Annotated in this window: 17 protein-coding genes; 5 read left to right on the forward strand and 12 right to left on the reverse strand. The window is 38.0% G+C overall.

Annotation, left to right across the window (positions count from 1 at the left end):
• The first annotated feature begins 13 nt into the window (after positions 1-13).
• From GR160_RS14585 to GR160_RS14595, 3 genes are all read left to right on the forward strand, one after another.
• The gene (locus GR160_RS14585) at positions 14-1312 is read left to right on the forward strand and encodes an OmpA family protein (RefSeq protein WP_160750627.1); all 1299 of its coding nucleotides are present in this window, start codon (positions 14-16) and stop codon (positions 1310-1312) included.
• Between the two features lie 76 nt (positions 1313-1388).
• Positions 1389-1790, forward strand: a complete 402-nt coding sequence (locus GR160_RS14590; protein ID WP_160750628.1) for a glyoxalase — start codon at positions 1389-1391, stop codon at positions 1788-1790.
• A 163-nt stretch (positions 1791-1953) separates the two neighbouring features.
• Positions 1954-2169 carry a hypothetical protein gene (locus tag GR160_RS14595; RefSeq protein ID WP_160750629.1) on the forward strand — a complete coding sequence of 72 codons (216 nt, stop codon included), beginning with the start codon at positions 1954-1956 and terminating at the stop codon, positions 2167-2169.
• 73 nt (positions 2170-2242) lie between these two features.
• Here the strand turns inward: GR160_RS14595 and GR160_RS14600 are convergent, their stop codons facing one another.
• The 11 genes from GR160_RS14600 to GR160_RS14650 form a co-directional block, all read right to left on the reverse strand.
• Positions 2243-2668, reverse strand: a complete 426-nt coding sequence (locus tag GR160_RS14600; RefSeq protein ID WP_160750630.1) for an META domain-containing protein — start codon at positions 2666-2668, stop codon at positions 2243-2245.
• A gap of 88 nt (positions 2669-2756) precedes the next feature.
• Entirely contained in the window at positions 2757-4784 is a 2028-nt protein-coding gene (locus GR160_RS14605; RefSeq protein ID WP_160750631.1) for a hypothetical protein, read from the reverse strand.
• Between the two features lie 30 nt (positions 4785-4814).
• Positions 4815-5561: a 3-oxoacyl-[acyl-carrier-protein] reductase gene (gene fabG / locus GR160_RS14610; protein WP_160750632.1), complete on the reverse strand. Its 747-nt coding sequence runs from the start codon at positions 5559-5561 to the stop codon at positions 4815-4817.
• Positions 5562-5764: 203 nt separating this feature from the next.
• The gene (locus tag GR160_RS14615; RefSeq protein ID WP_160750633.1) at positions 5765-6316 is read right to left on the reverse strand and encodes a TerD family protein; all 552 of its coding nucleotides are present in this window, start codon (positions 6314-6316) and stop codon (positions 5765-5767) included.
• Positions 6317-6319: 3 nt separating this feature from the next.
• Positions 6320-7234 (reverse strand): hypothetical protein, encoded by a 915-nt coding sequence (locus GR160_RS14620; RefSeq protein ID WP_237421231.1) that lies wholly within the window; start codon positions 7232-7234, stop codon positions 6320-6322.
• 107 nt (positions 7235-7341) lie between these two features.
• Entirely contained in the window at positions 7342-7707 is a 366-nt protein-coding gene (locus GR160_RS14625; RefSeq protein ID WP_160750635.1) for a glyoxalase, read from the reverse strand.
• A 9-nt stretch (positions 7708-7716) separates the two neighbouring features.
• Entirely contained in the window at positions 7717-8808 is a 1092-nt protein-coding gene (locus GR160_RS14630) for a toxic anion resistance protein (RefSeq protein WP_160750636.1), read from the reverse strand.
• 3 nt (positions 8809-8811) lie between these two features.
• The gene (locus GR160_RS14635; protein ID WP_160750637.1) at positions 8812-9420 is read right to left on the reverse strand and encodes a TerD family protein; all 609 of its coding nucleotides are present in this window, start codon (positions 9418-9420) and stop codon (positions 8812-8814) included.
• A gap of 7 nt (positions 9421-9427) precedes the next feature.
• The gene (locus tag GR160_RS14640) at positions 9428-9982 is read right to left on the reverse strand and encodes a TerD family protein (protein WP_160750638.1); all 555 of its coding nucleotides are present in this window, start codon (positions 9980-9982) and stop codon (positions 9428-9430) included.
• Positions 9942-10811 (reverse strand): phosphoribosyltransferase family protein, encoded by an 870-nt coding sequence (locus GR160_RS14645; protein ID WP_160750639.1) that lies wholly within the window; start codon positions 10809-10811, stop codon positions 9942-9944. The genes GR160_RS14640 and GR160_RS14645 overlap by 41 nt, the downstream gene beginning before the upstream one ends.
• The gene (locus tag GR160_RS14650) at positions 10786-11508 is read right to left on the reverse strand and encodes an HAD family hydrolase (RefSeq protein WP_237421232.1); all 723 of its coding nucleotides are present in this window, start codon (positions 11506-11508) and stop codon (positions 10786-10788) included. Before GR160_RS14650 ends, GR160_RS14645 begins: the two co-directional genes overlap by 26 nt.
• Positions 11509-11626: 118 nt before the next feature.
• Here GR160_RS14650 and GR160_RS19325 point away from each other — a divergent pair, with 118 nt between their 5' ends.
• Positions 11627-12013, forward strand: coding sequence for a VOC family protein (locus tag GR160_RS19325; protein WP_202390795.1), 387 nt, complete (start codon positions 11627-11629; stop codon positions 12011-12013).
• 176 nt (positions 12014-12189) lie between these two features.
• Positions 12190-12369, forward strand: coding sequence for a hypothetical protein (locus tag GR160_RS14660; RefSeq protein ID WP_160750641.1), 180 nt, complete (start codon positions 12190-12192; stop codon positions 12367-12369).
• A gap of 93 nt (positions 12370-12462) precedes the next feature.
• Here GR160_RS14660 and GR160_RS14665 read toward each other — a convergent pair whose 3' ends face one another.
• Complete coding sequence (locus tag GR160_RS14665; RefSeq protein WP_160750642.1) at positions 12463-13701, reverse strand: sodium:proton antiporter; 1239 nt, start codon at positions 13699-13701, stop codon at positions 12463-12465.
• Positions 13702-13752 lie beyond the last annotated feature (51 nt).

The following is a 13752-nucleotide window of genomic DNA, read 5'->3' on the forward strand; positions in this document are numbered from 1 at the left end:
AAAACAATTATTTATGAAGAAAGCTGTACTCCCCCTATTACTGCTTTGCCTATGCTCGGCAAATTTGAGCGCCCAAAAAGCAAAGGCTGCCAAGAAAGCCAAAAAACAAACTACAAAAGAAGTTACTAAAGCAGCTTCAGACTATGACAAATGGTCTATAGACTTTGGTGGTGGTTTTGTAAAAGCATCTAACCCGATGTCTCCTGGCTATAACACAGACGCTACTAATTTGTTTAATGCAAATTTAGGTGCAAGATATATGTTCAACACTAAATTTGGTTTAAAAGTAGAAGCATACTACGATGTACTAAACAATGGTGATAACAGTCAGGAATTCGAAAGCCAGGTATATGGCGCATCACTACAGGGTGTTGTAAACCTTGGGCGCGTTCTTGAGTTCGAATCATGGACTAAAAGAATCGGTTTGTTCGGTCATGCTGGTGTTGGTATATCTCAATTGGCAAATGATCAAATAAAGGATAACGACCAACTTGGAAATTTCCTTATTGGACTTGGTGGACAAATACGTTTGTCTAACAGTGTGGCATTAACTGCTGATTTCACTATGATTAACAGTTTCTCTCAACAGAGAACCTGGGATGGTGGCGATTATTTAGATACTGAACTAAGAAGAAAACAAGGTTTTGACAGTACTCTTTATCATGCTACAATAGGTCTTTCGATCTATCTTGGTAAACACGAAGAGCATGCTGACTGGTATGTGTACAATGCTGACGATAAAATCGACAACCTTGACAGCCGTATAGGTGATCTTGAGACTATGATGAACGACTCTGATAAAGACGGTGTGCCGGATTACTTAGATACAGAGCCTAACACTATTGCTGGTGTTGCTGTAGACAGTAAAGGTAGAAATATCGACAAAAACGGTAACGGTGTTCCAGATGAGCTTGAGTCTTACATAGACACTAAAGAGAAAGAAGTTAAACAAACAATGAGTGCAGAGATTGGCGACCTAATCAACGGTGGTTATGTTAATGCTTACTTTGATTTTGGTAAAGATCAGCCTAACGCACAATCTGTAGGCGGTATTAACTTCCTTATCAAATACCTGAAAGAAAACCCATCTGCTTCTGCTGATGTTGTTGGTTATGCTGACGAAGTTGGTGATACTGAATACAACAAACTGCTTTCTGCCAGAAGGGCCGAAAATGTTAAGAAAATATTGATTGATGCTGGTATAGATGGTTCTAGACTTACTATTAAAGGTAATGGCGAAGATTCATCTGTAAATAAAGAGTCTGCTTTTGCCCGTCAAACGGTTAGAAGGGTAACCTTTATCATCAAATAATAAAAAATCATAAAGTTTTTAAAACCTCTGCAAATGCAGAGGTTTTTTTTTATCTTTAAGAGAAACAAACATACTAATGGACCATCGCGACTCAGGCATACTTTCGTTGAGAGAAGAAAGTATTGGAGCTATCCACCCGCAATCTTCTAAAGAGGAAATTTTTCAAAACAAAACCTTACGACCGGTAATTAAATTGCAAAGCAATTTGTTAGCCGAGGCTTTTGTAAATTATGCTAATAAACAAAAGAATTATTTTTACACGCTGTCTGTGGAAAAAAAATTACTCTACATAGAAAACGCTATACATAAGGATATAAAATTTAGAAACGCCTTAAAAGGAATGATAATAGGAATGTTTACTGTTGATGAGTTTAAAGAATATACACTTAACTCTTCAAACCTAAACAAACGTATGATGAATTTGGTTATAGATAGGCTAAAAGACCAGGTTCAGGTATTGGTACCGGAAACACTTTAACAGCTATATCGATATAAAACTACTATTATATCGATATAGGTTAAACCTGATTGAGGTATTATTATTTTTAACGATTTATTTTGCTAATTCGTTAAATAGCAGTACCTTTATATATATAAATCAAACAATTATGGCAACTGTTACCAATTACCACACCGGTTCGATGAACATGGGTGGACATCAGGAAACGAGCCATCCATACGGCTACCTGCCTTATGATGACCCGGCGATTACGAACCCTCAAGAGCTTGCCACTTTTCCTAAAAAGACAAAAGCTCAGGACGACTACCATCATCACGATCATGAAAGCCACCTTGTAAACAGGCGGACCCCGGTTAGAAACGGTGTGAACATTACGCGAACAGATGGACAACCATAACTAAAAAATTATATCTAAAAAAACTAAGGGCTGCCATATGGCAGCCCTTAGTTTTTTATACTGTACCTTATTGCTATTGCTTAGGCTTAAAGACCAAAACTTCATCCACTCCATTAAGCAATACAAGTTTATCTTTATCTACCATAGCAGCATTTGCGGTTTCTAAAGCTTTCATGTACTCACCCTCACCATCGCCCGGGCAAAACATCTTCGTAGCAATAACCTGGCTTATATTTATGCCTCCCTCTTCGTTAAGGTTATAAGAGCCGCTGTAACGGTTGCATCCGCCATTGCCTGATATTTTGTTGTCTTTAGAAAAATTAGCCACAGGAACGCCGCTATTGTATTTAGAGGCATCTACAGGCTGGCCATTAATAGTAGTTAACTCCCAATCTTTAGTGGTCAGGACATCTAAAGACGACACTGCCTTTGTACTGTTGCATGACTGTAAAAAAGTTATTAAAACTAATGTAGTTACAAAAGATAATATTGTTTTCATGATAATCTTTAATTTGTTATTCGTTCAAATGTAAAGATTAAATGAGGGTGGGCAATGTTATTTATAATTCCTTTAAGTAAATAAAGACTTACAGCAAACCATTATATTTTCTTATAAACCATTCGGCACTTAAAGCCACCGCAAGTATCACTAACAGCCATATCCAGTCTATGAGTGGCGATTGTTTGCTTATCTCTTTTTGTACTGCCTTATACATTTCATTATCTGAAAGGGCTTTAATAAGTGCATCGGCATTATCAGGATAATATACCTTGCCATTTGTATTTGCCGCCACCTGTTGCAAACGTGCAAGATCCGGGTTTACAAACTGTTTTTCTATCTCAAAATCCAGCACTTCAAACCTGCCGGAATAGGAGGTGTTAGAACCTGCTTCCTTAACCGTAAAGCTATATTGTCCGGCTTCAAGCCCGTCAAGGTTTACTTTATACTCATTGGTTCCCTTAAGAAAATCATAGTTTTTAGAAGCATTGGTTTGCTTATTTTTTAGCTGAATGGTTAAACGGGCATTATCGTCAAACTCGTAGTTTTTATTAAAATACTGAGCCGTTATAGTTATTAACTCACCGGAATTATAAAAACTTTCATGGTTTACCACCAACGATTTACGTTTAGAATTAGAACTAAGGAACTGAATCGTCTTATCTAAAAAAACATCAAAATCAACAAAAGACTTTGTATTTATATGGCTTTCCATCCTCCATTTCCAAATGTTCTCACCTAACAAAAACGCACTGCGGGATGCTCCGTTTTCAGAAAACGCCATGATAGGATTTTCAGTCTCAACATTACGAATACGTGCTTTTAGCAATACATTTACATTGCTTTTAGCCGTTATTGTACCAAACGGGTGCTGTAATGGCGGAAACTGCCCAAAACCAATATCTGTAAGGGCAAATAAATTAAACTGGCTATTAAAATCGGCTAGATAATCTTCGCGCTGTGTGGTCATCCTAAAATTTAGCTGGCTTTGATACTGGTTTAGAAGATTGAAATCCGTATTCAATCCGGTAACGATAAAAGTATTTAATCCTGCATTTTTATTTATATCCAACAACTGTTTAAACGATGTATCAGGCTGATACAGGATCAACACATTATAATCCTGCAACGATTTTACTTCAGTAGGCTTGAGTATGGTAACCTTGCGCTGCTGGTTGGTTTCTATAGAACGTTTTATAGCACCCAGATCCGGATGGTTTATGGCAGATACCAAAGCGATTTCAGAGCGCTGGTCTATAACCTCAACAGCAAAATTCTTAGTATTGTTGTATTTGTTTTTTTCGGCTTCGCCAGATGTTATAACTGCCTTATAGGTTTGCACTCCCACTTTATCAGCATCAAGTAATACTGATAATGATTGCGCTTTCTTGTCTTTAGAAAATGTTATGTTTTGTTTATACACCACACTGCTGCCGCGCATAATATTAAAAATAGCATTCACTGTTTTATTACCGCTGTACTGAACAAATACCTCTGCAGGAAATTTATTCTTTAAAAAAGCATATTTGTTGACATTAACCTGTGTTACCCTAAGATCGGTAAACGTGGTTGTATCGCCCAAAACCAAAGGATAAACCGATGTGTTTTCGCTAAAACTGTACACATAGTCGTTACCAATGGTTTGATTGCCGTCAGTAATCAATACCACCGGATAAGTGGTGTTCCTGTATAACTGTTTAAGGTTTTGCGCTGCCTGGTCTATATGGGTTTGCTTACCTTTAAAATCGGGCGTGGCACTGCCTTCAAAACCCTCGGCAAAAGTGTAAGGCTGCACATCATACTTATCTTTTAGTGCAGCATTACCCAATATTTTTTCAACAAGCTGCTTAGCTGTATTGTCCTGCCCCAGTTCTTTTACAGATATAGAATTATCAATAAGTACCGGAAGCGGCGTCTTTACTGTTTCGAGTTGCCTGCGCGTAATTACAGGATTTATAAGCAGTACAAATATTGAAAACAACGTAATAAAACGCAAAAAAGCCAAAACAAAGTAAATCTTTCCCTTTGTTTTGGCCTTAAAAAGATATTGGTAAAACGACAAACCGAAAGCTGCAAGTGCAGAAAGTACTAATAATAAAACCGTAGATGCAGTCATTTGTAAGCCGTTAATCCGAAAAATTAATAATTAGGTTAGCATACCACCGTCTACATTAAGGGTTTGCCCTGTAACGTAAGCCGATAGGTTAGATGCTAAGAACACACAGGCATTGGCCACATCTTCCGGGCTGCCACCTCTTTTTAATGGAATACCCTCTCTCCAGCCCTTAACCACCTCTTCAGATAGTTTGGCCGTCATTTCGGTCTCAATAAAGCCCGGCGCAATAACGTTGCAACGAATGTTGCGCGATCCAAGCTCCAACGCTATAGATTTAGAGAAACCAATAATACCTGCCTTAGAAGCAGCATAGTTAGACTGCCCTGCATTGCCGCTCACACCAACTACAGAGCTCATGTTAATAATAGAGCCACTGCGTTGTTTAAGCATTGTTTTTTGTACTGCTTTTGTCATGTTGAAAACCGATTTAAGGTTTACCTCAATAACGGTATCAAAATCAGCTTCAGATATTCTCATTAGCAGGTTGTCTTTAGTTATACCTGCATTGTTTATAAGTATGTCGATTGTACCAAATTCTGCAACAACATCATCTGCCAGTTTTTGAGCCTCATTAAAATCGGCTGCATTGCTCTGATATCCTTTAGCTTTTATACCAAAAGCATTAAGCTCCTCTTCGAGTGTTTTAGCTGCCTCTGCCGATGCGCTGTAAGTAAAAGCAACATTAGCACCATGCTGTGCAAATACAAGGGCTATGCCACGGCCTATACCCCTGCTTGCGCCGGTAATTATTGCCGTTTTTCCTTCTAATAATTTCATCTTTTTGTTTGTTTAGGTAAAGAACGCCACAAATATATAAAAATGTTTGTGGTTTACCTTGTTGTAAATGGATGCCTAACAGCCGAGCAATTAAATTATAGCCATGAATTATACAAATTAAACGAATTTCTATTGAATGCTGTTAAATTTAGGTTTCAATATATACTATTGTTCCTGATTTGTGAAATTAGCAGCTAATATCTCTAATTATACTTATTCAAAAAGTCCTGTAAGCCCCCTTTAAGCCCGGAGCCTACAGCTTCGAATTTCCATTCACCATTACGTTTGTACAGCCTGCCAAATTCTACGGCCGTTTCTATAGAAAAGTCTTCGTCAAGTTCATATTTAACCAACTCTGTATTGGCAGTGTCTACTATACGGATAAATGAATTGCGGATCTGCCCGAAGTTTTGCCTGCGTTCAGCGGCCTGATGTATGGTTACCACAAAGCATATCTCGGCTACATCCTGCGATATCCTGGCAAGGTCTACTGTTATTTTTTCGTCGTCGCCATCTCCGGCACCTGTAAGGTTGTCTCCTGTATGTTCTACAGCACCGTCAGGAGATGTCAGGTTGTTGTAAAACACAAAATGGCTGTCGCTTATCAGTTTGCCGTTTGCCCCTAAAATAAATATCGATGCATCCAGGTCGAACGCCTGACCTGTAGCACTTGTGTTTGTATCCCACCCAAGGCCTACAGTAAACTTAGGTGCTGCTATATTTTGTCTCTGACCTTTTTCTAAATTAATTGCCATTACTTATTTTGAATTGATGTTAATATTTAGCATCGCCCTTAAAATATTGGTTTGCTCGTCTACATTTTGCAGTTCTTCGAGAAAATCTACCCCCGAAATTTTTTCGAGGTATGTCGCGAGTACAGCCTCAACATCCTGAGGCAATGCTGTTTTTAATGCTGCCTGCCTGTCGCGGAGCATATCATTTTTATGTTGCAGGCCAGTAATAATATCAGCCTTGTTTGATGTGTTTTTAGAAAGATCAATACCTTTGGCGACTTCTTCATTTAAAAAACAAAACGATTTACTGCCATTTATAAACACAAACCTGTCGTTACTGTCTATAAAGTCAAAAACCTCTGCATATTGATTATTATGACTTAATCCGCAAACAAATTTAACCCTGAAATTAAGTATATTTAGCCTGCCTAAAAGCTTTCGCTCTATAGCCACATAATTATTTTGGTAGACATTTTTATCCGTCACAGCAGTAAGTTCAGCAAAGTCTGCTTCGGGAATTTCGCGATAATACTCAGACGCAAACTTTACCGAAAATTGTGTAATATCGTTCCAGCTAAACATGGCTTGGCTGTTCTCAGCAAGCATGGTGTACAATTGTTTTAATGCTACGCCCATTTGCCGTCCATGACTGCGGCATTCTCCAATAAAATTGCGTTGTTCACTTTCTTTTTGGAGCTTGTCTATCAGATCAGTGTTTATATGCACTTCATCTTCCATTAGCAGATATTGCTGCTCTTTGGCTTTTTTAAGCTTTTGAAACAGGTCGGTAAGACTGCTGGTGTACTGAACATGAAAGAGTTCCAGTTTATGCACATCAAGATCTTTATTAGCCTCAAAAAGGTTGTGGATTACTTTAGTGCGCACATAAACGGCAAAAAGGTCTTTGTGGTTAAAAAAGTTAGACAACATTTTTACCATCAATAACCTTTTTTGGCTCTCTTTTATAATCTGAGCATATATATCTTCCAGCTCATCCATGCGCATTACTTCCTCCCCTGCTATTCCTAATACTCTCTATTCCTTTTTTATTTATTAAATGCTCCAAAATGCCACAGCACCCCTGATGGATCGTGCACAAAGCACTCTCTGCCCCACTCCAGGTTTTTTATAGGCACTAACCTTACATCTTTATATTTATCTGTAAGATTTAAAGCCAGGAGCTGCCCCCAAAACTCTTCAACATTTTCTACCTCCATAAAAACCATGGTATTGTCTACCCAGTCTTTATTGTAATAGTTTTGCAGATAGAATGCATTAGACCCCGTTTCGAAAACAGAGAGGTCTTTTCCTAATACCGTTTCAGTAAACCCAAGGTCGCGATAAAAGCTTCTCGAAACCTCAAAATCTTTTGAACCTATAAATGGCCTGATCGACCTGGCTTTGTGCTCCATACTTTTGTATTAGCTAATAACTCCTTTTTTAAGTTCGGCTTCAAGGTTTTGAAGTCCGGCATCAAGCTCGCGCCTTGTTTTGGCTCCCTGCTCATGTATCTGCTTCACTTCGGTAAGTGTGTCAATAAGCGATTGCGTAGTGGTTTTAAGCGTATCTAAAGAAACTATGGTATTCTCATTCTCTCTTGCCACCTCTATACTGTTTTGCTTAAGCATTTCGGCATTCTTTTTCAGAATTGTATTGGTGGTTTCCGATACTTTCTTCTGAACCTCAATATTTTGTTTTTGCCTTTGCAGGGCTACAGCAAGCGTTAGCTGATTTTTCCATACCGGCATGGTAGTAGTCAGTATGCTTTGTGCTTTTTCGGCAATAGAGGTGTTATTGTTTTGCACCACCCTTATTTGTGCCAGCGACTGTAGCAAAATAAACCTAACCACCTTCATATCGGCAAGGCGCTTATCGAGCCTGCTTATAAACGTACGTTTATCGGATATTTCATAATCCTGATAATTGGCAGGGTTAGCTTCCATAACGGCAAGCTCCTCATTAAGTTCTTTAAACTTAAGCTGTCCTGCAATTATATATTTTTCGAGCTCTTTGATAAGACTAACATTACTGTCGAACATGGTTTGGAGCGCAGTATTGTCTTTAACCGAATTGATCATACCAGCTTTAACCTTATTGCTGATACGGTCTACGTTTGCCGTTATCTTATCATATTTCTGGAATAGTTGTTTTACATCTACAACAAGCTTTTTAAGCAAAGGTATTCCTGAAAGAAACCTCTGAAAGCCGCTTTTGTTAAGCTCATCTACATCAATATAGTTAAGCTCTGTAAGCAACTCATTTATAAGCACACCTACTTCGCCACCCTGCTGTACCCTCACGTTATTCAGGAACGTGTCACTCTGCTTGGCGATAGAGTTTTGTATCTCTGCACCAAAGTTTAATATAGAATTGGCATCAGTTTCTGTGAGTTGGCCAGATATGGCTTTATACTGAGGCAGGTCGGCTTCCTGAATGTTAGCCAGCGTTACATTGCCCTCTTTATCTATAGGGGCAAGCGACGCACCTGCCGGAATATTTTCTAAATTTTCCATATATTACAGATAACTGTTTTGAATAGTAATAACGGTCTCTTCTATCTTCCTGTCAGGTGTTGGAGCACCAATAGCATTAAACTTCCACTCACCGTTCTTTTTATAGAACACGCCAAGCACCATAGTAACACTTCCGGAAAAAGCACTGTCGTTAGCAATATCATATTTTGCAAACACTTCGTTTACACGCGTAGGTGTACCTTCGTATATTCTTATCGATGCAAACGGAATATCTTTAAAATCCTGGCCTCTAAAGCTGTTTATATAAAAAGCCACATAGCTTGCTGCAGGGTTAAGCCTTGAAAAGTCTACAGTGATCACTTCGTTGTCAAGACCGTCATCGCCGCTCATGTCGCCTGTAAGGTCGTCGCCGCTGTGCCTTATAGCCTGATCGTTACTTTTTAACTGCCTAAAGCTTACCGTGTCTATAACTCTTTTATTTTCGTCATATACAGAGCAGCTTGCATCAAGGTCTACTGCAATTTTGCTGGTACTAAAAAAACCTTTTTTTACTATCGCACCCCAGTTAACACCCACACATATATTAAGTAGTTTGGTACCATTACTTTTTTCAAGGCTAATGCGCTGCCCTTTTTCTAAATTTATTGCCATGATATTTTTAGTTGTATTTGTTTAAATAATCCTGTAAACCACCGCGCTGGCCCATGCCTACAGCTTCAAATTTCCACTCGTTGTTTCTTTTATAAATCCTGCCAAACTCTACAGCAGTTTCTATAGAAAAATCTTCTTCAAGTTCATATTTTACAATCTCAGTGTTATTTGACGCATCTACTATGCGAACAAAAGAGTTACGAACCTGTCCAAAATTTTGCTTTCGTGCATCGGCATCGTGTATGGTAACCACAATGCAAAGCTCGCTTACACGTGGGTCTATCTTGCTAAGATCGACAAGTATTTGCTCATCGTCTCCATCTCCGGCTCCGGTAAGGTTATCACCTGTGTGCTGTACAGCCTCATCGGGTGAAGTAAGGTTATTGTAAAATACAAAAAATTCGTCAGCAATTAGCTTTTTATTCTCACCCATAATAAATACAGATGCATCAAGGTCAAACTGCGCGCCTGTAACAGATGAGTTCGTATCCCATCCCAGGCCTATTGTAAATTTAGGTGCATTAAGCGTTTCGCGCTGGCCCTTCTGTAAGTTGATAGCCATAATCTATTGTTTTATTGTTGATTAAAATTTTATTGATATAGTTAAGATTCTCTTTATAGTCGTTTATTGTATGGTAGTTGTTACTTACGGCAAGATTAAAAAGTTCCTGCAGCAAATTAGTCGCAACCTGTGCCAGCAATGTTACAAGTTCGCTGTGGTTTAATTTTAAAATATACTTTACAGTGCGGGTATTAAACACAAACTGAGGACTGTTTATTACGGTTGCAAGGCTTCCGGCATCTTTTACATAAAAGTAATTATAATAGTTTTCTATGTTAGGATGGATATCCTTATTTATAAGCTCGGCAAAATACACAAATACAAATTCGCCCTGTGCCTCATGTTCATTCAGTATTTTTTTTACAATATGTTCATGGCTTCCTGTAATTTTAATATCGTCCATAAACAGGCATAGCTTGCCCTGTATATAATAACGGTCTATGTAATATGTATCGTTCGCAATCAGTTTTACACGGTCGTTAAAATCAAGGTTACCATAATCAGTAGTATAAGTTTGGTTTCGGTAAATTTTGCTTTCGGCTAAGGCCTTTTTGCCATGAGAATACAAAAATTGGTTCATCCTTGTCTTAAAATGAAAACTCAAATAATTACTTGCTGTGGGTATGGCAAGGTATGGACTTGGCAGTATAACCACTTCGTCATGCGCCAATATAAGGTCTTTATGTGCTGCAATGAAACCTTCAAAAAGTTCATCGGCAAATTTTTGTGCCAGTGCATTATCGCCAAATTTAAACTTACTGTATTCTACCTCAGAAAAAGGGCAGCAGTTTTTATCGTATATTTTATGCAGGCTGTAACTTAGATTCATTTGTTGTGGTGTTTATAATTAAGTGCGCATTAAAACCAAAATTCATGGCTCCGTAATAGTCACTAAGACGGTTATCGCCCACGTGCAGCACTTCGTTTTTTGCTATGGTATTAATTTTTTGTATCTCGTTGTAAGCATATCCATACATTTCGGGCGCCGGTTTAGAATATCCTGTCTCGTCAGAATATAACTGAAAGGCAAAATACTCATCCAGGCCATAATGAGATATAATATTCCTGAGTGAATTCCCTTTTATAAAAGCCGTATTACTGAGAATATTCAGCGACTTACCATTATCATAAATCTCTTTTAAAAAAGCAGGAATAGTATCATGAAGCAATACAGGTTTATACTGCATTAAAATTTCGTCGTTCAGGTTATAAAATTCCTGAAGCTCTTTCTGTCCGTAATTGGAAATATTTACCGAGAGTCCATCAAGTATAAGATAAAATATTTCGAACGTATCAAAATTGCGGCCTACCTTTTCGTTAATACTATTGGTTAACAGATCGAATTTCCTGATAACAGAAGCCACCTCTTCTATAGGCTTATCTATTTTAAAATAATCTTTATAAAGTTGATTTCGTTTAGGCTTAAATTCAGGATGTGATTTAATAAGCGTAAGCCATAGATCAAATGATATATGCCTGTATTTATCAAATTCCGGTATCCAGTCCGCAGCGTTTTTATACATCATGAAAACATAAGGATGGTAAATATAAAATTTAATATTTCTCTAAGCAATTTATTTTTATGGTAACATGTATCTTTAACCTACACTTTAAATTTGATTAACCAATAAACAGCTGATTATTATGAGCACCACCCTACTTGGCCTTCGCACTACTATTTATAAAGTTGGCGATATTACCGCTGCAACAAAATGGTATGCAGAAGCTTTTGCAACCGAACCCTATTTTAACGAACCTTTTTATGTAGGCTTCAACATTGCCGGATATGAGCTTGGCCTGCAACCCGATGACACACCTGCTAACAGCAAGACTGAAAACGTAGCCACCTACTGGGGTGTTAATGATATTGATGCAGAGTTTAAGCGTTTTCTCAGCCTTGGAGCCACAGCCTTTGAAGAACCGGAAAATGTAGGCGGAGAAATAATGACCGCTACCGTAAAAGACCTTTGGGGCAATTTGATAGGGTTGATTTTTAATCCTGAATTCTCGCTTCCAAAAAAGGATGCATAAATTATATGCACGCATTGCAGTTAAAACATTAGGCATTTATAAATTTCGTTACACGAAACACCCTTTTCATTGCATATTCGCAATTTTGATATTAAAATTTTCCTAAAAAATTTTACCAAAAACTATTTATTTGTAATTTCAACTCATAATAATAAAGAAAAGTACAAAATAACAACATGAAACCAATAATTAACCCAAAAAACGTAAACGACATGAAACTGCTAAAATTTTGCCTCGCAGCTCTTGCCGGATTTGGGCTTGTAAAAATGTTCGGTTACTTTACCGAGGAGGATGAGCTTAATGAAGAAATGGAGAATGACACTTATGATGGAGAAGAATTCCCTCTTTTTGTTTAAAACTTGCCAGAATACCCACACACATAGAGCTTAGCACCCATAACGGGTGCTATGCCGCTTTGTAGTTGTATCAACTTTTCTTTTAATCGGTTATTACGATTTTTCGAGTATTTTACCTGCCACTTTACCAATAGTCAATCCCTGCACTATTATAGAGAACACCACCACAAAATAAGTAATGGCAATAATAGTATCTTTATAAGGCCCGTCGTTTATAGAGAGCGCCAATGCAATAGACACACCGCCCCTTAAACCACCCCACACGAGTATTTTTATAGTTCCGCGGCTAAACCTTTCTTTAAAAGGTATAAACGTGGTAGGGATCCATATGGATATAAATCTTGCAAATAATACCAGCACAATACAGGCAAGGCCCGGAAACCAATATTCGTTAAGGTTTTTAATCACTAAAAGATAAAAACCAATGAATAAAAATAGTATGGCATTTAAGATTTCGTCGTTCAGTTCCCAAAATTTATCCAGATAATCTTTTGTAACCGTAGACATTATAAACCTGCGTTTAAAGTTGCCTATAATAATACCAGCAATAACCATGGTTAACGGACCCGAGATGTGCAGGGCACGTGCAATAAGATAACCTCCCATAACTACCGATAGCGTTATCAGTACCGATACTTTATAATCGTCTATTTTGCGCAATGCACGCGATGCTGTTACACCCAGTATAATACCCAGTAAGAAACCTCCTCCGGCCTCTTTGATAAACAACCAAACTACATTTAACGGAGTAAGATCGGCAGATGCCCCCTGGGCAAGCTGTAGTAATACTGCAAACACCACAACGGCAACACCGTCGTTAAACAACGACTCACCTGCAATTTTGGTTTCGAGTGATTTGCGCACTTTTGCCTCTTTAAGGATGCTGAGTACCGCAACAGGATCTGTAGGCGAAATAAGTGCCCCAAACAACAGACAGTATATGTACGGAATATTAAGATCGGCAATAGGGATAAAATAAACCAGTGTACCCACCACAAACGTAGAAATAACAACACTAACAGATGAGAAAACCATAACCGGTGCCCGCTGCTCCCTTAGGTCTTTCAGGTTGATATGGATAGCACCTGCAAATAGCAGAAAATTAAGCATTGCTCCCATGAGCAGTTCTGTAAAATCAAAACCGTGTATAAGGTTAGAAATACGATGCAGTGTATTAGGCAAAAATTTACTGAATACTACCAAAAAAATAGATACTGCCATAGCAATAACCATTACACCAATGGTAGATGGTAATTTTAAAAAACGAACATTTAAATAGGCAAAAAATGATGCCAAAACTATGAGTACAGATAGTGAATAGTATAACTCCATAGGCTTATATTAAGGGAATTTGAAAAAAAAGCGGATATTTACAAACATAGC

This window comes from Flavobacterium sp. Sd200 (assembly GCF_009826935.1).
Classification (GTDB): Bacteria; Bacteroidota; Bacteroidia; order Flavobacteriales; family Flavobacteriaceae; genus Flavobacterium.

Bases quoted from the DNA above. Each gene is read 5' to 3' on its own strand.
- GR160_RS14640 (WP_160750638.1), bottom strand. From the start codon at position 9,982: ATGGCTATCAACTTACAGAAGGGCCAGCGCGAAACGCTTAATGCACCT.
- GR160_RS14585 (WP_160750627.1), top strand. From the start codon at position 14: ATGAAGAAAGCTGTACTCCCCCTATTACTGCTTTGCCTATGCTCGGCA.
- GR160_RS14590 (WP_160750628.1), top strand. From the start codon at position 1,389: ATGGACCATCGCGACTCAGGCATACTTTCGTTGAGAGAAGAAAGTATT.
- GR160_RS14660 (WP_160750641.1), top strand. From the start codon at position 12,190: ATGAAACCAATAATTAACCCAAAAAACGTAAACGACATGAAACTGCTA.
- fabG (WP_160750632.1), bottom strand. From the start codon at position 5,561: ATGAAATTATTAGAAGGAAAAACGGCAATAATTACCGGCGCAAGCAGG.
- GR160_RS14625 (WP_160750635.1), bottom strand. From the start codon at position 7,707: ATGGAGCACAAAGCCAGGTCGATCAGGCCATTTATAGGTTCAAAAGAT.
- GR160_RS14605 (WP_160750631.1), bottom strand. From the start codon at position 4,784: ATGACTGCATCTACGGTTTTATTATTAGTACTTTCTGCACTTGCAGCT.
- GR160_RS14600 (WP_160750630.1), bottom strand. From the start codon at position 2,668: ATGAAAACAATATTATCTTTTGTAACTACATTAGTTTTAATAACTTTT.
- GR160_RS14645 (WP_160750639.1), bottom strand. From the start codon at position 10,811: ATGAATCTAAGTTACAGCCTGCATAAAATATACGATAAAAACTGCTGC.
- GR160_RS14630 (WP_160750636.1), bottom strand. From the start codon at position 8,808: ATGGAAAATTTAGAAAATATTCCGGCAGGTGCGTCGCTTGCCCCTATA.
- GR160_RS19325 (WP_202390795.1), top strand. From the start codon at position 11,627: ATGAGCACCACCCTACTTGGCCTTCGCACTACTATTTATAAAGTTGGC.
- GR160_RS14635 (WP_160750637.1), bottom strand. From the start codon at position 9,420: ATGGCAATAAATTTAGAAAAAGGGCAGCGCATTAGCCTTGAAAAAAGT.
- GR160_RS14595 (WP_160750629.1), top strand. From the start codon at position 1,954: ATGAACATGGGTGGACATCAGGAAACGAGCCATCCATACGGCTACCTG.
- GR160_RS14650 (WP_237421232.1), bottom strand. From the start codon at position 11,508: ATGATGTATAAAAACGCTGCGGACTGGATACCGGAATTTGATAAATAC.
- GR160_RS14620 (WP_237421231.1), bottom strand. From the start codon at position 7,234: ATGGTAAAAATGTTGTCTAACTTTTTTAACCACAAAGACCTTTTTGCC.
- GR160_RS14665 (WP_160750642.1), bottom strand. From the start codon at position 13,701: ATGGAGTTATACTATTCACTATCTGTACTCATAGTTTTGGCATCATTT.
- GR160_RS14615 (WP_160750633.1), bottom strand. From the start codon at position 6,316: ATGGCAATTAATTTAGAAAAAGGTCAGAGACAAAATATAGCAGCACCT.